This window comes from Microbacterium sufflavum, from assembly GCF_023091155.1.
In the GTDB taxonomy this organism is placed as follows: Bacteria; Actinomycetota; Actinomycetes; order Actinomycetales; family Microbacteriaceae; genus Microbacterium; species Microbacterium sufflavum.
Genome location: NZ_JAHWXK010000001.1, coordinates 1,915,976 through 1,935,930 on the forward strand (window position 1 = coordinate 1,915,976; position 19,955 = coordinate 1,935,930).

20 protein-coding genes are annotated in these 19,955 nt (G+C 71.7%); 9 read left to right on the forward strand and 11 right to left on the reverse strand.

Annotated features, from left to right (window positions below; all coding sequences use genetic code 11):
- Nucleotides 1-51: 51 nt before the first annotated feature.
- From KZC56_RS09360 to KZC56_RS09370, 3 genes are all read right to left on the reverse strand, one after another.
- On the reverse strand, nucleotides 52-558 hold the full coding sequence (locus KZC56_RS09360) for a hypothetical protein (RefSeq protein WP_247638428.1): 507 nt from the start codon (nucleotides 556-558) through the stop codon (nucleotides 52-54).
- Between the two features lie 197 nt (nucleotides 559-755).
- A complete protein-coding gene (locus KZC56_RS17790; RefSeq protein ID WP_247638429.1) occupies nucleotides 756-1,652 on the reverse strand; it encodes a helix-turn-helix domain-containing protein in 897 nt (298 codons plus the stop codon).
- A gap of 187 nt (nucleotides 1,653-1,839) precedes the next feature.
- A complete protein-coding gene (locus KZC56_RS09370; protein ID WP_247638430.1) occupies nucleotides 1,840-2,034 on the reverse strand; it encodes a hypothetical protein in 195 nt (64 codons plus the stop codon).
- 261 nt (nucleotides 2,035-2,295) lie between these two features.
- On the opposite strand from KZC56_RS09370, the gene KZC56_RS09375 reads away from it, so the two are divergent.
- On the forward strand, nucleotides 2,296-3,396 hold the full coding sequence (locus KZC56_RS09375; protein WP_247638431.1) for a P-loop NTPase family protein: 1,101 nt from the start codon (nucleotides 2,296-2,298) through the stop codon (nucleotides 3,394-3,396).
- Between the two features lie 10 nt (nucleotides 3,397-3,406).
- Here KZC56_RS09375 and KZC56_RS09380 read toward each other — a convergent pair whose 3' ends face one another.
- From KZC56_RS09380 to KZC56_RS09395, 4 genes are all read right to left on the reverse strand, one after another.
- Nucleotides 3,407-4,864: a tyrosine-protein kinase domain-containing protein gene (locus tag KZC56_RS09380; RefSeq protein WP_247638432.1), complete on the reverse strand. Its 1,458-nt coding sequence runs from the start codon at nucleotides 4,862-4,864 to the stop codon at nucleotides 3,407-3,409.
- A gap of 94 nt (nucleotides 4,865-4,958) precedes the next feature.
- Nucleotides 4,959-5,651: an arsenate reductase/protein-tyrosine-phosphatase family protein gene (locus KZC56_RS09385; protein ID WP_281733200.1), complete on the reverse strand. Its 693-nt coding sequence runs from the start codon at nucleotides 5,649-5,651 to the stop codon at nucleotides 4,959-4,961.
- Between the two features lie 35 nt (nucleotides 5,652-5,686).
- Nucleotides 5,687-6,160 (reverse strand): VanZ family protein, encoded by a 474-nt coding sequence (locus tag KZC56_RS09390; protein ID WP_247638433.1) that lies wholly within the window; start codon nucleotides 6,158-6,160, stop codon nucleotides 5,687-5,689.
- Nucleotides 6,161-6,195: 35 nt separating this feature from the next.
- Nucleotides 6,196-7,137: a Ppx/GppA phosphatase family protein gene (locus tag KZC56_RS09395; RefSeq protein WP_247638434.1), complete on the reverse strand. Its 942-nt coding sequence runs from the start codon at nucleotides 7,135-7,137 to the stop codon at nucleotides 6,196-6,198.
- A 28-nt stretch (nucleotides 7,138-7,165) separates the two neighbouring features.
- On the opposite strand from KZC56_RS09395, the gene coaA reads away from it, so the two are divergent.
- The 8 genes from coaA to KZC56_RS09435 all read left to right on the forward strand — a co-directional run bounded on the left by coaA (nucleotide 7,166) and on the right by KZC56_RS09435 (nucleotide 15,785).
- Complete coding sequence (gene coaA / locus KZC56_RS09400; protein WP_136029683.1) at nucleotides 7,166-8,116, forward strand: type I pantothenate kinase; 951 nt, start codon at nucleotides 7,166-7,168, stop codon at nucleotides 8,114-8,116.
- 64 nt (nucleotides 8,117-8,180) lie between these two features.
- Nucleotides 8,181-10,028 (forward strand): glutamine--fructose-6-phosphate transaminase (isomerizing), encoded by a 1,848-nt coding sequence (gene glmS / locus KZC56_RS09405; protein ID WP_136029681.1) that lies wholly within the window; start codon nucleotides 8,181-8,183, stop codon nucleotides 10,026-10,028.
- A 72-nt stretch (nucleotides 10,029-10,100) separates the two neighbouring features.
- A complete protein-coding gene (locus KZC56_RS09410; protein ID WP_247638435.1) occupies nucleotides 10,101-10,460 on the forward strand; it encodes a holo-ACP synthase in 360 nt (119 codons plus the stop codon).
- On the forward strand, nucleotides 10,457-11,563 hold the full coding sequence (alr, locus tag KZC56_RS09415) for an alanine racemase (RefSeq protein ID WP_136029677.1): 1,107 nt from the start codon (nucleotides 10,457-10,459) through the stop codon (nucleotides 11,561-11,563). Before KZC56_RS09410 ends, alr begins: the two co-directional genes overlap by 4 nt.
- Nucleotides 11,560-12,054: a tRNA (adenosine(37)-N6)-threonylcarbamoyltransferase complex ATPase subunit type 1 TsaE gene (gene tsaE, locus KZC56_RS09420; protein ID WP_372490575.1), complete on the forward strand. Its 495-nt coding sequence runs from the start codon at nucleotides 11,560-11,562 to the stop codon at nucleotides 12,052-12,054. The genes alr and tsaE overlap by 4 nt, the downstream gene beginning before the upstream one ends.
- The gene (locus tag KZC56_RS09425; protein WP_136029675.1) at nucleotides 12,051-12,851 is read left to right on the forward strand and encodes a response regulator transcription factor; all 801 of its coding nucleotides are present in this window, start codon (nucleotides 12,051-12,053) and stop codon (nucleotides 12,849-12,851) included. The genes tsaE and KZC56_RS09425 overlap by 4 nt, the downstream gene beginning before the upstream one ends.
- Nucleotides 12,852-13,059: 208 nt before the next feature.
- Nucleotides 13,060-14,652: a sensor histidine kinase gene (locus KZC56_RS09430; protein ID WP_247638436.1), complete on the forward strand. Its 1,593-nt coding sequence runs from the start codon at nucleotides 13,060-13,062 to the stop codon at nucleotides 14,650-14,652.
- Nucleotides 14,649-15,785, forward strand: a complete 1,137-nt coding sequence (locus KZC56_RS09435) for a hypothetical protein (protein WP_247638437.1) — start codon at nucleotides 14,649-14,651, stop codon at nucleotides 15,783-15,785. The genes KZC56_RS09430 and KZC56_RS09435 overlap by 4 nt, the downstream gene beginning before the upstream one ends.
- Nucleotides 15,786-15,789: 4 nt before the next feature.
- Here KZC56_RS09435 and csrA read toward each other — a convergent pair whose 3' ends face one another.
- From csrA to KZC56_RS09455, 4 genes are read right to left on the reverse strand one after another with little or no spacing between them, the layout of a single operon-like run.
- The gene (gene csrA / locus KZC56_RS17680) at nucleotides 15,790-16,041 is read right to left on the reverse strand and encodes a carbon storage regulator CsrA (RefSeq protein ID WP_136029658.1); all 252 of its coding nucleotides are present in this window, start codon (nucleotides 16,039-16,041) and stop codon (nucleotides 15,790-15,792) included.
- Between the two features lie 4 nt (nucleotides 16,042-16,045).
- Nucleotides 16,046-18,109, reverse strand: a complete 2,064-nt coding sequence (locus KZC56_RS09445) for a flagellar biosynthesis protein FlhA (RefSeq protein WP_136029655.1) — start codon at nucleotides 18,107-18,109, stop codon at nucleotides 16,046-16,048.
- Nucleotides 18,106-19,197: an EscU/YscU/HrcU family type III secretion system export apparatus switch protein gene (locus KZC56_RS09450; protein WP_247638438.1), complete on the reverse strand. Its 1,092-nt coding sequence runs from the start codon at nucleotides 19,195-19,197 to the stop codon at nucleotides 18,106-18,108. Before KZC56_RS09450 ends, KZC56_RS09445 begins: the two co-directional genes overlap by 4 nt.
- Entirely contained in the window at nucleotides 19,194-19,955 is a 762-nt protein-coding gene (locus tag KZC56_RS09455) for a flagellar biosynthetic protein FliR (RefSeq protein WP_136036223.1), read from the reverse strand. The genes KZC56_RS09450 and KZC56_RS09455 overlap by 4 nt, the downstream gene beginning before the upstream one ends.

Here is a 19,955-nt window from a genome sequence, read left to right on the forward strand (position 1 = left end):
GGGCCCCGAAGGTCCCGGCCGCTCCGCAGTGGTGCTGTCTGGCGTCGACGATCAGGTGGTCGAGCAGAGGACCAGCGTCGAGGTGACCGAGCCGGCCGGCTTGCCGCCCGTGCCCACGTAGCCGGTGGGCAGGGTCGCGGTGGCGTTGAGGCCGAAGGCGACCGAGATCGACAGTGTGGTCCGGAAGGCGATCGTCGCGCCGGCCGGAACATCGGCGGTGAGCGTGATGCTGCGCGACGTCGGCGAGAGCACGTTGACGTTCGCCGTGCCGCCGGTGACGCCGAACACGCCGATGTTCGCGATGCCGGTACCGGTCACGGCGATGGTCGTCCCTGCGGGGATCGGCGCGCTGGGGCCGGCCGTCAGCGTGAAGCCGGGGCCGAGGACGCCGAGCGTTCCACACGAGCCGTTGAGCGCGAACGCCCCGATGTCGGTGGTGCCCGACGCGGCAGCGAGCGGCGTCGCGACGGCGGCGGCGATGACGGGAACCGACCACGCGGCGCCCTTGACGATGGTGCGGCGCGAGACGCCCTTGTTCTTCTGGATTTCCTCGGTCACGAAAGTGTCCTCCCTCATAGATGCAGATGCGGTTTCCCGCGGTGTCGCGAAGAGGCGACACGTTGTCTGCATCCCCCAGGAGCCTCTCCGTGGACCTCAAGCTAGGTCGGGGAGGCAGGGCGAAAATGAGGTTCGGGCGAACTACGCGCAGGGTGCGCCCTACCTGCGCGGACTGTGCGTTTCGGGGCGCTCGGCGGCTACGCGCGGCGTGCGGAACGCAGCGCGCGAGGGGTGCACGCGTACGACTCGTCGAGGGCGCGACGGAGACTCATCGGCGATTGGAAGCCGGCGCGCTGCGCGATCTGGTCGATGCTGAGCACGTCGTACCGGCTGTCCATCAGCAGGGAGTGGGCGAGCCGGGCGCGCTGGCGGCGGATCTCGCCGGCCACGCTGTTGCCCGCCTCCGAGAACACCAGCTGCAGCTGGCGCAGCGACGACTGCACCTCGCGGGCCACGCGCTCCGGGTTGAGTGCCGGGTCACCGCACTGCTGGGCGATCACGGCGATGGCGCGCTCGCGCAGCACCTCGTGCGGTGTGCCCTGGCCGGTGGCGCCGCCGATGCGGTCGAGCAGCAGTGCGCCGCTCATCTCCATCACCAGCTGTTCGATCGCGTACTGCTCGATGGCCGATGCCGGGGTGTCGGCGTCGAGCAGACCGGCGACGAAGCGCTGCATCGAGGAGTCGAGCAGCCGTCGGTCGGGGTAGACGCTGGCGCCGGCAGGCAGCGAGGGGGCGAACGACGCGATCGCGGAGCGCGGCACCAGCGCCGCCACGAGCCGCCATGCCCCCGCCCAGCGCAGACGGCGGGCCACCCCGTGCGGAGCGATGACCAGTCCGCCCTCCGTCTCCACCCACGGTTCGCCGTCGACGCGGGACCACATGCCCTGCGTCTCGACGAACGCGAACACCGAGTGATCGGGATAGACCGCGACGGTGTCGATGCTGAGCTCCGACGTTCCGCCGCCGATGCCGAGCAGCATGACGCCGCCAGAGGTGCGCACCCGGGAGCGCAGTCCCGGCCGGTCGCCGACACGGCGCACGCCGTGCTGAGAGAGCTCGCGATCGTCGATCGAGTGGGCGATCTTGGTCTTCACGAGACGTTCCTCCTCAAAGATCGGCAGTGCGTCGACGGCGGGTGTCCGGGAGGTCGTTCTCCCGCACACGGTCTCATCCGCCGCGGGGTGTGCGGGGTGTCAGCCGACCCGGATGTGGTGGTGATTGAACAAGTATTCAGCGGCGCGAGGGGAAAGTCCCGCAGTGAGACGATTCCTGCGCCCATGGTCACGCGACGCTGCTCGTCGCGTTCGGCGGCAGCCCGACGGCGGCTTCGACGATGGTGACCGGAACGGTCGTCAGGTCGAGGATGGATGCTGCGGTCAACGCTCGGGCGGGGCCGGAGATGACCGGAACGGTCGTCGCGCCGTCGGCGATCACGCGGCGCAGAGGGCCGGAGCGGTGCGGAGCTTCTTCGGTCATGCGACACTCTCTCCTGGTCGATGCAGATGGTCGTCCGTGCTGTCGCGGCGAGACGACACGAACTGTCTGCATCCCCCAGGAGCCTCTCCGTGCGAGTCACGGTAGGCGCGGGTTGAGCGGCATGTGCGGGAATTGGGCGAAAAGCGCGCTGTGCGCGTTATATCTGCGCGCTGTGTGCTTTCGGCTTCCGCCGCGCGGCGAGCGACACCCGCGAGCGGTCGGCGTCAGAGGGTGCGGTGCAGCCTGGCTAGGCTTGCAGCCATGTCCGACCGCATCCTGGTCGCCGCGATCGGCGCCGTCATCGAGATCGACGTCGAGGGACGGAGGAGCGGATTCGCCGGGCGGGTGCGCGAAGCCTGGACCGACGCCCTCACCGCCGCGGACGGAGAGGCGTCCGCGGTCGTCGCGGTGCGTCCGGAGCTCGACGACGACGCGGCCCTCGCGATGCTGTCCACCGATGTCACGCTGGCCGCGCTCGAGAAGCGACGCGGCGATCCGCTGTGGATGCTGCACGCTGCGGGGCTCGCCGACGCCGAGGGACGGGTCGTCGTGCTCAGTGCGGCATCGGGAACCGGGAAGACGACTGCGGCACGGCACCTCTCGCGGCGCTTCGCCTACGTGAGCGACGAGACGGTCGGGGTGGCCGACGACGGCAGCGTGGTGGCCTACCGGAAGCCGCTGTCGGTCATCGAGCCTTCCTCACCGCACAAAGTGCAGGTGGCGCCTTCACGACTGCACGAGGGGCCTCCGCTCGCCGCCGGACTGCGCGTCGCCGCGATCGTGGTGATCGACCGTCGGGAAGACGGCCCTGATGTGCCGGAGGTCGAGCGCCTCGACATCGCGACGGCGCTGGAGCTGCTCGCCCCGCAGACCAGCTATCTCAGCGACATGCCCGCACCACTGCATCTCGTGCGCGATCTTCTCGCCGCCGTGGGCGGTGCGGTCCGCATCCGCTATCGGGAGGCGGCGTCGCTCGACGGGGCGATCGACGATCTCCTGCGCTCCGCATCGCGGCGGCCGGTCGCCGATGCAACCGGCCGTGCGCCTCTCGACCCGACGGAGCTCACCGGATCGGGTGTCTACGGGCGCACGGTCGTGATCGACGCGCTGGACCTCGAAGACGGTCGACTGGCTCTGCTGCGTCGGTCGGAGACAGGGAGCCGGGTACACGTGCTCGACGGCATCGGTCCTACGGTGTGGCACGCGGCGTCAGGACTCACGGTGGACGAGATCACGGACCAGGTCGTCGCGGCGCACGGACGACCCGGCGACGCGGACCCTCGCGCGCTCGTGCAGGCCGCGATCGACCGACTGCACGCCGACGGCCTGCTCCGCGCGTCCGGCGTCCAGACCGGGGCCTGACCGGCCCGGGTCAGGCCTGCCCGCGACGACGCACGCCGGGCTCCGGCATCGGGATCGACTCGGCGGGAGCCTCGTCCTCCCGGCCATAGCGCTCGTAGGACCCGTAGTACTCGCGGCCGTAATACGCCGACTCGGCGCCCGTGCGGGGCACCTTGTTCAGCACGACGCCGAGCACGCGGCCCGTGGTGCGGCTGATGTTCGCGATGGCACGATGCAGCATGTCGAACGTGGTCTTGCCCGACGACACCACGATGAGCACGCCGTCTGCCCCGGCGGCGAGCACGGCCGCATCGGTGACGGGCAGCACGGGCGGAGAGTCGAGGATGACGATCGCGGTCTTGCTGATCTCGGCGAGGAAGTCGCGCATGCGGTGCGATCCGAGCAGCTCGCTCGGGTTCGGCGGTACGCGACCGGCACCCACCACGGCGAGCGGCATGTCGCGGCTCGGGCGGTGGGCCACGTCCTGCAGCTCCGCGCGGCCGGCGAGGATGTCGGTGAGCCCCACGTCGGGCGACATACCGAAGATGTCGGCGATGACCGGTCGGCGCAGGTCGCAGTCGATCAGGATCGCCCATTGGCCCGCGGCCGCGAGGCTGGAGGCCAGGTTGACCGCCACGGTGGACTTTCCGTCACCGGGGACCGAGCTGGTGACGACGATCACGCGCGGCGGGTTGTCGACGTCGATGAACTGCAGGTTCGTGCGCAGTTCGCGCATCGACTCGATCGTGTGGTGCGAGACGCCGTGCTGGGTGTCGAGCGAGAAGTCGATCACCTGACGCTCACCCGCCATCGTCTTCTCGAGCGGCAGAGTGCCGATGACCGAGACGCCCGTCTCACGCTCGATGTCGCGCGGGTGACGCACGCGGCGGTCGACCGTGTGACGGATGAACGCGTAGATCAGGCCCGCGGCGAGGCCGACCAGGGCGCCGATGATCACGTTCATGCGCGTGTTCGGCGACGACGGCGCACTGGGGAGGCGGGCAGAGTCGCCCACGATCAGGGTCACCGCGGCCGGGGTGGATTCGTCACCGCCTTCGAGCTGCTGGATCTCGGCGGCCATGCCGCGCATCCATGCCTCGGCGAGCTCCTGCGCGGCCTCGGGCGTCGGGCCCTTGGCCGTGACCATCAGCGCGGTCGTGTCGAGCGGGTTCGTCACCGTGACGCTGTCGACGAGCGATTCCGGTGTCGCGTCGAGGTTCAGCTCGTCGATCGCGTGCTCCGCGACGGCGCGCCAGGAGCCGAGGTTGAGGTATGACTTCACGCGGCTCTGCGCCAGCTGGTTGCCGACGAGCGCCGACCCGCTGGTGCCGTCGCCGCCGACCGCTGTGACGATTCCGGTCGTGTCGGCCGAGTACACCTTCGGCTGCAGGGCGCTCCACCCGAAGGCGAGGCCCGCGCCCACGATCGTCGCGATCAGGATGACGATCCAGTGCGCGCGCAGGATGCGGAAGTAGTCGCTGAGTTCCAAGTCTTATCCCCTCACACCATCCCGTGGGGATTCCGGGATGCAGGCATGAGAACGAGCATACGGGGCCGAGCGGCCTCACGCGGATGGCTGCGCGCTAGGCGAGGGAGGCTCGTACCATCCGCTCCACCTCGTCGAGCGCGGGCAGGAGCTGTCCGGCGGACTTCGCGTACGTGGCCGCGGAGCGGCGATAGGGGTCGATCACGTCGTCGTTCTCATCGGCCGATGCGGCGAATCCGCGCTGCTCGGCGAGCAGGGAGAGCAGCGCCGCGAAGCGCGCGCGGGGGGTCGTGCCCCCGGCGTCCGCCGCCTGCTGCGCCGCGGTCTCGCCGACCCCCGCACAGAGACGAGCGAACTCACGGGCTGTGAAGGTGCGCCGGATCCGGCTCGGCACCATGCGGATCGCATGTGCGCTGTGTTCGCGAGCCATCGTGAGCACGAGGTCGGCCTGCAGGAGCAGTGGCTCGCGCAGGTAACGGGCGCTGTGTCCTGCTGCGGCGTCGGCGCGGGCCCCCGCATCGATCGCGAGCTGCTGGGCCGGCTCGGTCATGGCGTGGCCGACGAGGGCGTGCGTCCCCGCACTGTGCACCTTCACCCCCAGCGGTTCCAGGCGCGCGCGCAACAGCACCTCGGCCAAGGGGGAGCGGCAGATGTTGCCCGTGCAGACGGTGAGGATGGTGAGCGGACGGTCGTCGTCGCCCACCGGCCCGCCCAGGAACGGAGCGGCGATCGGACCGGCCGCCGGCGCGTCGCCCGACGCCTGGTGCTCTCGCCATTCCCTGCGGCTCATGCCGAGGAGAGGACCATCGTGTCCCTGCGCGGTGCTCATGCCGCGGACCTGTGGTGTTCCGGGGCGCGGCCGGAGGCGAACATCCACACCAGCACCATCGCCGCCAGCGCGCCGATGAGGGTGCCCGTGGTGTTCGCGATCACGTCGCTCAGGGTCGGGAAGCGGGAGGGCATCAGTCCCTGCACCGATTCGATCAGCACGCTCATGAGCCCGCCGATCAGCACGATCTGCCACAACCGCAATCGGGACCACACGAACGGCAGCAGGAGACCGACCGGGATGAACAGCACCACGTTCGCCAGGATCTCGAGCACGAAGGCGCTCTGGTAGTACGAGGCGATGCCCGCATCGGCGACCCACCTCGCGACGATCCCCACCAGCCCGGTGACCTTGGCCGACACGGTCGCGGGCAGCCATACGGTGAAGCCCACGAACAGCAGGTAGGCAGCCAGTGCCACGCGGGCCGCGACGGCACCGGGGCGCGCGCGGACGGCGGTGGGGGAGGTCATGCCGTCATGGTATCGGCGCTTCCGGAGCGGGCTTCTCAGCTTCCGTGGTCGTCGCTGTGCTGCTCGATGTACCGCAGCAGCACCCCCTCGCGCAGCGCCCAGGGCGACACCTCGAGCTCGTCGACCTCGAGTGCCGTCATCGCGGTGTGCAGCGAGACCGCGGCAGCGACGATCTGGAAGGTGCGGTCGGGGGTGATGCCCGGCAGCTCCTGTCTGGCCGAGGCGGGCAGGCGGGCGAGCCGCGGGATCCAGGAGCCGAGCGCCGCGCGGGGCAGCAGCATCCGGTCGCTGCCCGACCACCCGGGCGCCGGGTAGCCCACCAGACGGGCGAGCGAGCGGATGGCCTTCGACGATCCGACGACGTGGTCGGGGCGGGGCAGGGCGCGGAACCGGGGCAGCACCTCGGCGAGCGTCGTCTCGGCGTGCGCGCGCAACCGCTCGACGTCGGCTTCGCCGGGCGGGTCGTCGGGGAGGAACTGCACGGTCATGCGGCCGGCGCCCAGCGGGACGGAGGCGGCGGCGTCGGGCAGCTCCTCCGCCCCCGCGGCGATCTCCAGCGAGCCGCCGCCGATGTCGAGCAGCAGCAGCTGTCCGGCCGACCACCCGAACCACCGCCGCACCGCGAGGAACGTCAGCTCCGCCTCGGTCTCGCCGTCGAGCACCTGCAGCGGCTGCCCGAGCGCGGCTTCGATGCGGGCGATGACCTCGGCGCCGTTGCGGGCGTCGCGCACGGCGCTCGTCGCGGTGGCGAGCAGCTCGTCGACCCGCTCCGCCTCGGCGACGCGGCGGGCCTGGGCCACGGCGGCCTCGAGCGCGGTGACGCCCTCCTCCGAGATGGCGCCGTCGGGGGTGAGGTAGCGCATGAGGCGCAGCACCGTCCGGTCGCTGGTCGTCGCGAGCGGGCGGCCGCCGGGACGCACGTCGGCCGCGAGCATGTGGACGGTGTTGGATCCGATGTCGAGGACTCCCAGGCGCACGGGAAGAGACTACTCGCGCGCCGTTACGATGGTGCACGTGACCCCCGACCCCACGCTGCCGTTGTCGCCGTACCGGGAGATCGGCCGAGCCGAGTGGGCGCGTCTGGCCGCGGGCCTCGACCAGCCCCTCACCGAGACCGAGGTCGTGGAGCTGCGCGGCATCGGCGACCGGCTCGACCTCACCGAGGTGCGCGAGGTGTACCTGCCGCTGAGCCGCCTGCTGAGCCTCTACGCCTCGGCGACCAAGCAGCTCGGCGCGGCGACCTCGACCTTCCTGCAGGAGGACGACAGCACGACGCCGTTCGTGGTCGGCGTCGCCGGATCGGTCGCGGTCGGCAAGTCCACGATCGCCCGGCTGCTGCGCGAGCTCATGAGCCGCTGGCCGGGCACGCCGCGCGTCGAGCTGGTGACCACCGACGGCTTCCTCTATCCGAACGCCGAGCTGGAGCGCCGCGGGCTCATGGACCGCAAGGGCTTCCCCGAGTCGTACGACCGGCGCGCGCTGATCGAGTTCCTGACCGAGGTCAAGAGCGGCGCCCCCGAGGTGCGCGCGCCGTTCTACTCCCACATGCGCTACGACATCGTGCCCGACGCGCACGTCGTGGTGCGGCGACCCGACGTGGTGATCGTGGAGGGGCTGAACGTGCTGCAGCCGCCGCCCGCGCCCAACGACGTCGCGGTCAGCGACCTGTTCGACTTCTCGATCTTCGTCGACGCCGAGACGTCGCACATCGAGAAGTGGTACGTCGACCGCTTCCTCGCGCTGCGGCAGGGCGCGTTCAGCAATCCGTCGTCCTACTTCAACGTGTTCGCGCACCTCACCGACGAGGAGGCGATCACCACGGCGCTCGGGTACTGGAACGAGATCAACATGCCCAACCTGGTCGAGAACGTGATGCCCACCCGGCATCGCGCACGCCTGGTGCTGCGCAAGGGCCCGGACCACGACGTGGAGAGCGTGCTGCTGCGCAAGCTGTGACGCCGCGCCGTCGGCGCTCTATTGTTCGGACGACTCGCAAAAATCGCGTCTTACCCTGTATCTCATGTGTGGAATCGTCGGATACGTGGGCCCGCGGCCCAGCCAGGACATCCTTCTCGCCGGTCTCGCCCGGCTCGAGTACCGCGGCTATGACTCCGCGGGCATCGCCGTGATCGACGGCGACGGCGAGCTGGGGATGCGCAAGAAGGCCGGCAAGCTGGCCGTGCTGCGCGACTCGCTCGGCGACGCGCCGCTGCCCGACGGCACCACCGGCATCGGCCACACGCGCTGGGCCACCCACGGCGGACCCACCGACGGCAACGCCCACCCGCACCTCGCCGACGACGACAAGCTCGCCGTGATCCACAACGGCATCATCGAGAACTTCGCCGCGCTGCGCGACGAGCTGCTCGCCGACGGCGTCGTGTTCCGCAGCGAGACCGACACCGAGGTGGCCGCGGCCCTGCTCGGTCGCGAGTACGCCGGCAACGGCGGCGACCTCGAGCTCGCCTTCCGCTCGGTCGTGAACCGCCTCGAGGGCGCCTTCACCCTGCTCGCGATGCACCAGGACCACCCCGGCCTCGTCGTCGGCGCCCGCCGCAACTCCCCGCTCGTGATCGGCCTGGGCGAGGGCGAGAACTTCCTCGGCTCCGACGTCGCGGCCTTCGTCGAGCACACCCGCCAGGCGCTCGCGATCGGTCAGGACCAGATCGTGTCGATCACGCCCGACGCCGTGACCGTGATCGACTTCGCCGGCACCCCGGTCACCCCGGAGCCCTTCGACGTGTCGTGGGATGCCGCCGCCGCCGAGAAGGGCGGCTGGTCGAGCTTCATGGCCAAGGAGGTCGCCGAGCAGCCCGAGGCCGTGGCCAACACGATCCGCGGTCGCATCCAGGACGGGCAGGTCGTGATCCCCGAGCTCGACGGGCTCGACGAGCTGTTCACCGGCATCAACCGCGTCATCATCACCGCGTGCGGCACCGCGTCGTACGCCGCCCTCGTCGGCAAGTACGCCATCGAGCAGTGGGCGCGCGTCGCGGTCGACGTCGAGCTCGCGCACGAGTTCCGCTACCGCGACCCCGTGATCGGCGCCGACACCCTGGTCGTGTCGATCAGCCAGTCGGGCGAGACCATGGACACGCTCATGGCCGTCAAGTACGCCCGCGAGCGCGGCGCGCGCACCCTCTCGGTGTGCAACACGCAGGGCGCCACCATCCCGCGCGAGTCCGACGCGGTCGTCTACACGCACGCCGGACCGGAGGTCGCGGTCGCGTCGACCAAGGCGTTCTCGGCACAGATCACGGCGCTGCTGCTGCTCGGCCTGCACATGGGTCGCGTGCGCGGCACGGTCGCCGACGCGTCCACCGACGTCGCCGAGCTGCTGGCCCTGCCCGAGAAGGTCGCCGCGGTGCTGGAGAGCGAGCAGGAGCACGTCACGCAGCTCGCCGGCTGGATGGCCGACACCCGCTCCGTGCTGTTCCTCGGTCGCCACGTGGGCTACCCGATCGCGCTGGAGGGCGCGCTCAAGCTCAAGGAGATCTCCTACATCCACGCCGAGGGTTTCGCCGCCGGCGAGCTCAAGCACGGCCCGATCGCGCTGATCGAGCCGGGGCAGCCGGTGTTCGTGCTGGTGCCGTCGCCGCGCCACTCCGCGCTCGTGCACTCGAAGGTCGTCTCCAACATCCAGGAGATCCGCGCGCGCGGCGCCCGGGTCATCGTGGTGGCGGAGGAGGGCGATGCCGCGGTGCTGCCCTTCGCCGACGAGGTCATCCACATCCCGCTCGCCGGCCCCATGTTCGAGCCGCTGCTGGCCGTGGTGCCGCTGCAGATCTTCGCGATGGCGCTGGCCACCGCCAAGGGGCTCGATGTGGACCAGCCGCGCAACCTGGCCAAGTCCGTCACGGTGGAGTGACCCCGCCCGTCGTCCGCGAACGGCCTCGTCCCGCTCCGGGGCGGGGCCGTTCCGCGCGAGTAGGCTGAACGGGTGATCATCGGCACCGGCATCGACCTCGTGGACATCCCCCGGTTCGAGCGCACGATGACCCGCACGCCCAAGCTCCGCGAGCGGCTGTTCGCCCCCGCGGAACAGGCGCTCCGGCTGCCGTCCTTGGCCGCGCGCTACGCCGCCAAGGAGGCGCTGATCAAGACGCTGGGCGGGTCGGACGGCGTGCACTGGACCGAGATCGAGATCGCCTCCGAGCCCTCGGGGCGGCCGTACTTCGTGCTGTCCGGCTCGACGGCGGCGGTCGTCGAGGAGCGCGGCATCGTGACCCTCCACCTCACCCTCACCCACGACGCGGGCCTGGCCGCCGCGTTCGTCGTCGCCGAAGGAGCACCGCTGTGACCGTCCCCTTCCGTGAGGCCGCGATCGACCTCGACGCGATCGCCGACAACGTGCGGCACTTCCGTCGGCTCACCGGGGTCGAGGTGCTCGCGGTGGTGAAGGCCAACGCGTACGGACACGGTGCCGCGGCGACCGCGGTGGCCGCGCTCTCGGCCGGTGCCACCCGGCTCGGGGTCGCCGAGATCCCGGAGGCGCTGGAGCTGCGTCGGCAGGGCGTGCACGCGCCGATCCTCGCCTGGCTGCACGCCCCGGGGGAGCGCTTCACCCAGGCGGCGGCCGAGAACATCGAGCTCGGGATCTCCTCGTTCGACCAGCTGGAGGCCGCGGCGGCCGCGGCGGCGGTCGACAGCCCGGTCGCGGTGCACCTGAAGTTCGAGACGGGGCTGTCGCGCAACGGCATCGCCCCGGGCGACTGGGGGCGGGTGCTGGCCGAGGCCGCGCGGCTCGAACGCATCGGGCGGCTGCGGGTGGTGGGCCTGTTCAGTCACCTGTCGAACACGTCACCCGCCGACGACAGGGCGGCGCTGGCGAAGTTCGAGGAGGGGGTGGCCGCGGCGGCGTCGTTCGGCATCCGCCCGGAGATCCGCCACATCGCCGCGACCGCCGCGGCGATCGACCTGCCGGAGACGCGGCTGGATGCGGTGCGGATCGGCATCGGCCTGTACGGGCAGTCGCCGTTCGACGACCGCTCCTCGGCCGAACTGGGCCTGCGCCCGGCCATGACGCTGCGCGGCGCGGTCGCGGCCGTGCGCCGGGTGCCGGCCGGCACCGGTGTCTCGTACGGCTACGACCATCGCACTGACCGCGACACCACGCTCGTCCTGGTGCCGCTGGGCTACGCCGACGGCGTGCCCCGCAGCGCCTCCGGGCGCCTTCCCGTGTCGATCGGCGGGCGCCGCTTCGTGAACGTCGGCCGCATCGCGATGGACCAGTTCGTGGTGGACGTGGGGGACACCCCCGTCTCGATCGGCGACGAGGTGGTGCTGTTCGGCGATCCGACCCTCGGCGTGCCGTCGGCGCGGGAGTGGGCGGACGCCGCGGGCACGATCGACTACGAGATCGTGACCCGCATCGGACACCGGGTGCCGCGGAGGGCGTCGTGAGCGTCGACCCGGCGTTCCTCGGCCGCCGGGAGATCGCCACCGCGGACGAGATGGAACAGCTCGGCCTGCGGATCGGCGAACAGCTGGAGGCGGGCGACCTGCTCATCCTCACGGGGCCGCTCGGGGCGGGCAAGACCACCTTCACGCGGGGGCTCGCGGAGGGGCTCGGTGTGCGCGGACCCGTGCAGAGCCCCACGTTCGTGATCGCGCGCACCCACCCGTCGCTCGTGGGCGGGGCGCCGCTCGTGCACGTCGACGCCTACCGGCTCGGCTCGGCCGCCGAGCTCGACGACCTCGACCTCGACCTGCAGCGCTCGGTGGTCGTGATCGAATGGGGGCGCGGCATGGCGGAGGAGCTCGCCGACGCGTGGTGGGACATCGAGCTGGAACGCCCGGTCGGCGCGGCCGGAGCCGACGACGACCTCGACCCGTCCGAGCTCGACGCGGACGCCCCGCGCGTGGTCACCATCGTCCGGGAGCAGCGGGCATGACCGCCCGCAGCGTCGGCGACCTGGTCGCGGTCATCATCGAGGACGACCCCGGCGTGCAGTCGCTGCTGGAGGAGGTGTTCCTCGCCGCGGGCTTCGAGGTCGCCGTCACCGGATCGGGGCCGGAGGGCCTCGCGGCGGTCGAACGGCACCAGCCCGTGATCACCACGCTCGACATCAACCTGCCCGGCATCGACGGGTTCGAGGTGGCCCGGCGCATCCGCAGGGTCAGCGACACGTTCATCATCATGCTGTCCGCGCTCGCGGAGGAGTCCGACGTGGTGCTCGGTCTCACCTCGGGCGCCGACGAGTACCTGGTCAAGCCGTTCCGTCCGCGCGAGCTGCGCGCGCGGATCGAGGCGCTCCTGCGGCGACCGCGGCTCCCGGTCGCCACGGCGACGCAGCGGCCGGTCGCGCCCGCGCCGCCGGCCGCCGCGACCGACACGACGGTGTCCACGTGGCGTGGTCGGGTGCATCGCGACCTCAGTCTCGACCTCGACACGCGACTCGTGCTCGTGGCGCAGCGTCCGGTCGAGCTCACCCCCACGGAGTTCGACCTGCTCGCCGCGCTGCTGGAGTCGCGGCGCCGCGTGTGCAGCAAGGCGGAGCTCGCACGGGGTCTGCGCGGCGCGCCGTCCGGCTCCGCCGACCCCGTCAGCGAACCGGACAAGCGCGCCATCGAGACCCACATGGCCAACCTGCGCCGCAAGCTCGGCGACAGCCCCACCGAGCCGCGCTACATCGAGACCGTGCGCGGCGTCGGCTATCGGCTCACCCCAGCCGGCGATCAACCCGGCTGACAGGGGTTCGAGGCCGCGGCTCCCCCACCGCGGCCTCGGATGCCTGCGAATCCCCACTCGCGCGGCCCCAGCGTCTGCGAAATCCCCAGTCGCAGTGTCGGCCCCCACTCAGAATCGTAGGACGCCGATGTCGCCTGAAGAGCGCGTAGGCCCGATCTTTGAGTAATCTTGCGACAAAGCTGAGGATCGACCAGGAGGCGGGGGCTTCATGATCCGCACAGTGTCGATCTGGCGTTGGCAACTCGTGTTCGCGGGCAGCATCGTCGCCATCGTGGTGATGGTCGCGGGCTTCAAGCCGCACACGCTCACGATCCCGCTGTTCGTGGTCGGGATCGTCCTCGTGGTGGTCACCACGCTCGTCGCCCTGCTCGTGCCGTGGCGCCGGCTTCCGCGCACCGCCGTGACCGCGCTCCCGCTCCTGGACATCCTGGCCGTCGGCTTCACCACCAACGCCCCCGACCTGCGGCTCGGGTTCCTGTGGGTGTTCCCTGTGGTGTGGCTGGCGACCTACTTCTCGATGCCGTGGGTGTTCACCGGTGTCGCCTTCAGCAGTGGCTGTCTGGTGTTCTTCGCCGACCGCTCGGGGGAGCCGGCCGACGTGCTGCTGCGGGTGCTGACGGTCGTGGTGACCCTCAGCTTCCTCGGGGTCACGGTGCGGATCGGCTCGCAGCGGTCGGGTGCCGCGCGACGGCTGCTGCAGCGGCGCTCCGAGCAGGTGAACAGGGCGGCCGAGCGGGCCGAGACCAACCAGCAGCGGGTGACGCAGATCATCGACGCGCTCGGTGTCGCCCTGGTCGTGGTCACCGCCCAGGGGCGGATCCTGCAGATGAACGACGCCTACCGCGCGCTGTACGGCCGCGACCGCTACGGGGCCGCCCTGCCCTCCGCCTCGGTCGAGTACGACGCGCGGCGCGGCACCGCCCTGAGCCCCGCGCGCACGACCCTGGCGCGGGCGGCCGCGGGGGAGGAGCTGCGCGCCGAACGGGTGTGGCTGTTCGACGGCGCGGGACAGTGGCGGGCGCTGGAGGTGACCACGCAGGCGATGGCCGGGGCCGGCGAGGGCGAGCACATCGCGCTGGTCGTGATCGACGACGTCACCGCGCTCCTGGAGGCCGCGGAGGAGCGCAGGGCCCTCACCGCGATCGTCTCGCACGAGCTGCGCAACCCGCTCACCGCGATCATCGGGCACGTGGAGCTGCTGCGCGAACGCGACGACCTGCCGGGCCGCGTGCCAGCGCAGGTCGAGGTGATCGCCAACGCGGGGGAGCGGATGCAGGACCTGCTCTCGAGCATGCAGGCGCAGACCCGCAGCTCGCCGGAGCCGTTCGAGCCGGTGGACCTGCGCGAGGTGGTGGAGGCGTCCGCGGCCTCCTTCGCGCCGCTGATCACCGCTGCCCGGCAGGAGCTGAGCCTCGACGGCGCGGACCGCCTGGTCATCACCGGCGACGCGTTCCGGCTGCGCCAGGTGCTCGACAACCTGATCGGCAACGCCGTGAAGTACACCCCGTCCGGTGGCCGCATCCAGGTGCGGGTCGGCGCGGACGATGCCAGGGCCGAGGTGAGCGTGGTCGACACCGGCATGGGCATCGCCCCCGACGAGCTGCCCCGTCTCTTCGAGCCGTACTTCCGCACCGACAGCGCCGTGCGGGGCGGGATCTCCGGCACCGGGCTCGGCATGGGCATCGCGCGGGACATCGTCGTCGCGCACGACGGGGAGATCCTCGTCGACAGCGAGGTGGGCGCCGGCACCACCGTCACCGTGCGCTTCCCGCGCCGTTCCCCGAGGAAGGATCCGGCATGACACCGCTCGTGCCCGTCAACGTCGACGTGACCACCAGCATGGTCGCCGTCGTGACCGTGCTGACCGCGATCGTGATCGGTCTCGCCACCCTGGCGCGCCCGAGCAGGGCGACGATCGTGTGGGGCGTGGCCTTCGGGATCGGCATGCTGGGCGCGTACCTGTGGCTGGCCGGGCATCACACCGGCCTCCCGGTCCTGCGGGCCGCCTCGTCGGCGCTGACGGTCGTGTTCATCCCCCTCGTCTGGATCGGCGTGCGGATCCACTTCGGGCGCTCGGCCCCCTGGCTGCCGGTGATCGTGGCGCTGATCGGCGTGCCGGTCGCCCTGGTGTCCACGGCGGGCACGGCCTGGTACCTGCTGGTCTTCCACCTCGTCTTCCTGTCGATGGGCGTGTTCGCCGGGCTCCTCGCGTGGGAGCTGCTGCGCGGGCAGCCTCCCGCGCGCGACGTCGTGATGCCCCTCGCGCTCGCCGCGTGCGGCTTCGCGGTCGTCTCCGTGGTCAGCGGGGCGTCGGCACTGGTGTCGGGGAGCGTGAGCACCGAGGCGCAGTTGAGCGCCCTGCGGGGCATGAACGCCGTCGGCGCGATCGTGGTGAGCACCTGCGCCGCCTTCACCCTCGTGCTGCTGGTGCGGGTGGAGAGCGCGGCGCGCGGTGACGTCGGGGCGGCCGACCGTGCCAGGGCCCGCCTGCGCAAGGCCGAGGCGCAGAACGACGGGGCGTGGTCGGTGCTGGACGTGCGGCTGGACGACCCCGCCGACCTGCGCGAGGCGTCGAGCAGCGGGGCCTTCCGCCGGATCGTCGACCGCTTCCACGCCGACGTCCAGGAGGCGCTGCCCACCACCGCCGACGCGGAACGGGTGAGTGACGACCGGGTCGTCGTGCTGATCCGCGGCAGCGACGAGGCCGTGCGCTTCCACCTGCGCGCGATCCTGTCCCGGATCTCGGTCATCGACACGGATGCGCCGGTGAGCGGCATCCGCTCCTCGGCCAGCATCGGCTGGGCCACCTCGAGCGTCGCCGGCTACGACTACGACGCGCTGCTGGCGGCGGCGGCCGCCGCCGCGGACCGGGCACGTGCGGCCGGCGGCGACCAGTGGAAGCGCGCCGTGTCCGCCGACCTCTCGCCGGTGTGAACGGCTAGGACCGGCGGTGCTCGCGGCCGCGGGCGAGTGCGGCGGCGATGGCCCCCTCGGCGGTGGCGTCGGTGTCGGCGGCGGCGGAGACGTTCTCGGCGCCGACGGCCTCGATGATCTCGGTGCGCTGGATGCGCGTCTCCCGCGGGGCCTTCACGCCGATCCGCACGCTGTCGCCCTTGATGTCGAGCAGCGTGACCTCGATCTCGCCGTCGATGCGCACGCTCTCACCGATCCGCCTCGTCAACACCAGCATTCGATCAGCCTACTGGTGCGACGGGGGCGGGCCCCAGCGACGCGGTCGAGGCGTCGCGCACCACGCCGATGGTCTCGATCGTCAGCGGCGCCGCGGTGGCCTCGCTGTACGACAGCACCGGCAGGCCGTCGGTCTGCGCCGACACCAGCCGTCGTACGGCCGGCCGCAGCGACGGCGCGCACACCAGCACCGGTTCCGGCCCGTCCGCCTGCGCGGCGACCGCCTGCTTGACCGAGGCGATCACGGCCTCCATGCGCTGCGGCTCGAACACGATCTGGGTGCCGTCGTCGCCCGGCCGCAGGCTCTCCAGCATCGCCTGCTCCAGCAGCGGGTTGATCATGACCACCCGCAGCACGCCGTTCTCCGCGAAGCGCGCGGCGATCGCCGGGCCGAGCGCGGCCCTGGCGGCCTCGATCAGCCCCTCCGGGTCGGTCGAGGTCTTGGCGCGCAGGGCCAGCGCCTCGTAGATGCGGCCGAGGTCGTTGATCGGCACGCGCTCCGCGAGCAGCCCCTGCAGCACGCGCTGGACCTCGGCGAGCGAGAGCTGCGCGGGCGTGAGCTCCTCCACCGCCGACGGCGACACCTGCTTGAGCGCGTCGGTGAGCTGGCGCACGTCCTCCCGCGACAGCAGCCGCGCGGCGTGCGTCTGGATCACGCTCGACAGGTGCGTGACGATCACGCTGGCCCGGTCGATCACGGTCGCCCCGGCGAACTCGGCGCTGTGCCGCATCTCCATCGGGATCCACTTGCCCTCCAGCCCGAACACGGGGTCGAGGGCTGCGGCGCCGGGCAGCGACTCGAGTCCCGAGCCGAGCGCGAGCACCGATCCGCCCGGCGCGGTGCCGCGCCCGGTCTCCACCCCGGCGATGCGGATCACGTACGTGGCCTGCGGCAGCTCGATGCTGTCGCGCGTGCGGACGGGCGGGGTGACCAGGCCGAGGTCGAGCGCGATGCGCCGCCGCAGCGCCTTCACGCGCGCGAGCAGGTCGTCCGGGCCGCCGGTGACCAGGTCGACGATGTCGGGCGAGAGGAGGATCTCGAGCGGGTGCACGCGCATGCGCTCGATCAGCTCCTCCGGCTGCTCCGCAGGCGGCGTCACCGGTGCCTTCGCGGCTTCGGCCGCCTCCCGCTTCCTGGTGGCCGTGATGCGCTGGGCGACCAGGAGCAGCAGCGCCCCGATCGCGACGAACGGCAGCATCGGCATGTGCGGGATGAGCGACATGATGATGGCCGCGCACCCGGCGATCAGCAGCGCGTTGCGGGACTGCCCGAGCTGGGCCGATGCGGCCGTGCCCATCTCGGTCTCGGCGGTCGAACGGGTCACGATCATGCCGGTCGACACGGCCATGAGCAGGGCCGGGATCTGCGTGACCAGGCCGTCGCCGATCGTCAGGAGGCTGTACGTGCTCACGGCCTGGTCGATCGACATGCCGTGCTGCACGAGCCCGATCGCGATGCCGCCGACGATGTTGATGATGATGATGACGAGCCCGGCGATCGCGTCGCCCTTCACGAACTTCGAGGCACCGTCCATGGCGCCGTAGAAGTCGGCCTCCGCGGCCACCTCGGCGCGGCGCTGCCTGGCCTCCGTGTCGGTGATGAGTCCCGCGTTGAGATCGGCGTCGATGGCCATCTGCTTGCCGGGCATCGCGTCGAGCGTGAACCGGGCGCCGACCTCGGCCACGCGCTCGGCACCCTTCGTGACGACGACGAACTGGATGACCACGAGGATGAGGAACACGACCGCGCCGATGATGAGCGAGCCGCCGACCGCGATGGCCCCGAACGCCTCGATGACCTGCCCCGCGTACGCCTCGCCCAGCACGAGCCGGGTGGACGCGACGTTGAGGCCGAGACGGAAGAGCGTCGCCACCAGCAGCAGTGAGGGGAACACCGAGAAGTCGAGCGGCTTCTTCACGAACATCGACGTCAGCAGGATCACCAGCGCGAACATGATGTTGAGGATGATGAGCACGTCGAGCAGGAACGGCGGCACCGGGACGACGAGCAGCATGATGATGCCGACCACCCCGATCGGCACCATCAGCGTGGTGAGCATCTTCTTCATGCGGTCCTCCGGTAGGGGAGCGAGTGGATGCCGCGGGCGGCGCCGCGACGCCGCAGGGCGTCGACGAACACGAGCACGCGCGCCACGGCGTTGTACAGGTCTTCGGGGATCTCGTGTCCCAGCTCGCACGCGGCGTGCAGGGATCGCGCGAGGGTGATGTCGCGCACGAGGGGCACCCCGGCCTCGAGCGCCTTCTCGCGGATGCGCTCGGCGATCACCCCGCTGCCCTTCGCGACCACGCGGGGCGCGGAGGTGCCGGCCTCGTAGCTCAGCGCGATCGCGATGTGGGTGGGGTTGACCACCACGACGTCGGAGTTCGCGACCGCCGCGATCATCCGGTTGCGGCTCACGGCGAGCTGGCGCGACCGGCGCTGCTGGCGGATCAGCGGGTCGCCCTCCGAGTTCTTGTTCTCGTCGCGCACTTCCTTCTTGGTCATGCGCGTGTGCTTGCGGTTGCGGCGCATCACCACGAACAGGTCGATCGCGGCGAGGACCAGGCCCACGCCGATCGCGGTCTGCAGGAGGGCGGCGGTGCCCTCGGCCGCGGTGCCCAGCAGACGGGAGATCGAGTGCGCGCCGCTCGCGGTCAGCACCGGCATGAGCCCGGCGATCACGAACCACAGCGCGAGCGCGATCGCTGCGGTCTTGAGCAGCGCCTTCGCGCCCTCCCACAGCGCCTGCAGGCCGAACACCCGCCGCATGCCCGTGACGAGGTTGAACTGCTCGTAGCGCCCGGTGAGCTTGCGCAGGTGCACGCCGCCCTGCACCACCGCGCCGAGCAGGGTGACGACCGCGACGGCGGCCAGCAGCGCGCCGAGCGTGGGCAGGACCGACGCGAGCCCGCGGCCCAGCGCGCCGAGCGCGGCCTCGGGCGACGGCGCCCGCATGAGCGAGGTGAGCGAGATGAGCTGCTCGGTGCCCGCGGCGGTGCCCGCAGCGATCGCGGCGGGCATCATGACGGCCGCGGCGCCGATGCCGAGCCACGCCGTGAGGTCCTGGCTGCGGGCGAGGCGGCCCTTCTGCCGGGCTTCGCGCAGGTGCTTGTCTGTCGCCTTCTCGCTGCGCTCCCCGCTGTCGGCGTCGCTCACGGCGTCACCCCCTGCATCAGCCGGAAGGCCTGGGAGGCGAGCGCGTCGATGATGCCGGGGAACGCCACGTACACGGCGCCGGCGAGCAGCAGGGTCAGCAGGATCTTCACCGGGAAGCCCATCGCGAACGCGTTGAGCGCGGGGGCGACCCGGGTGATCAGGCCGAGGCCCACGTCGGCCAGGAACAGCACGAGCACGAGCGGGCCCGCGATCTGCACGGCCGCGAGCACCATCTGCGACACCCCGTCGACGAGCAGCTCGACGGGTCCGGCGACTGCGAAGATGCCGTCGACCGGCACCGCGTCGAAGCTGCGCGCGAGCCCCGCGAGGATCAGCTGGTAGCCGCCGGAGGCGAACAGCAGCGTCAGCGCCGTCAGGTGGAACAGGCGGGTGAACTGGGCGCCGTTGACCATCGCCGCCGGGTCGAACGCCTGGGCGAGCTGGAACCCGCCGAACACGTCGATCAGGCTGCCGGCTGCCTGCAGCGCCGCGAAGCACATCATCACCAGGAAACCCAGCAGCGCACCGGTGAGCACCTGGAGCACGAGCGCGCCGAGGAACGCGCCGGTGTCCAGCGGCTCGTAGCCGGGGGCGACGGCCGCGCCCACCGCGAGGGACAGCCCGATCGACAGCATGGCCTTCACGCGCACCGGGATCGCGCCGTAGGAGAACGGCGGGGCGATCATGATGAACGCCGTGATGCGCACGGCCGCGAGCATCGTGGCCTCCAGCCACGCGAAGTCGATCGGGATGTACAC

Excerpts from the sequence above, each read along its gene's own strand:
- KZC56_RS09370 (WP_247638430.1), bottom strand. The coding sequence starts at position 2,034 with ATGACCGAAGAAGCTCCGCACCGCTCCGGCCCTCTGCGCCGCGTGATC.
- KZC56_RS09375 (WP_247638431.1), top strand. The coding sequence starts at position 2,296 with ATGTCCGACCGCATCCTGGTCGCCGCGATCGGCGCCGTCATCGAGATC.
- KZC56_RS09385 (WP_281733200.1), bottom strand. The coding sequence starts at position 5,651 with ATGAGCCGCAGGGAATGGCGAGAGCACCAGGCGTCGGGCGACGCGCCG.
- KZC56_RS09390 (WP_247638433.1), bottom strand. The coding sequence starts at position 6,160 with ATGACCTCCCCCACCGCCGTCCGCGCGCGCCCCGGTGCCGTCGCGGCC.
- coaA (WP_136029683.1), top strand. The coding sequence starts at position 7,166 with ATGGTGCACGTGACCCCCGACCCCACGCTGCCGTTGTCGCCGTACCGG.
- glmS (WP_136029681.1), top strand. The coding sequence starts at position 8,181 with ATGTGTGGAATCGTCGGATACGTGGGCCCGCGGCCCAGCCAGGACATC.
- KZC56_RS09425 (WP_136029675.1), top strand. The coding sequence starts at position 12,051 with ATGACCGCCCGCAGCGTCGGCGACCTGGTCGCGGTCATCATCGAGGAC.
- KZC56_RS09430 (WP_247638436.1), top strand. The coding sequence starts at position 13,060 with ATGATCCGCACAGTGTCGATCTGGCGTTGGCAACTCGTGTTCGCGGGC.
- KZC56_RS09435 (WP_247638437.1), top strand. The coding sequence starts at position 14,649 with ATGACACCGCTCGTGCCCGTCAACGTCGACGTGACCACCAGCATGGTC.
- csrA (WP_136029658.1), bottom strand. The coding sequence starts at position 16,041 with ATGCTGGTGTTGACGAGGCGGATCGGTGAGAGCGTGCGCATCGACGGC.
- KZC56_RS09445 (WP_136029655.1), bottom strand. The coding sequence starts at position 18,109 with ATGAAGAAGATGCTCACCACGCTGATGGTGCCGATCGGGGTGGTCGGC.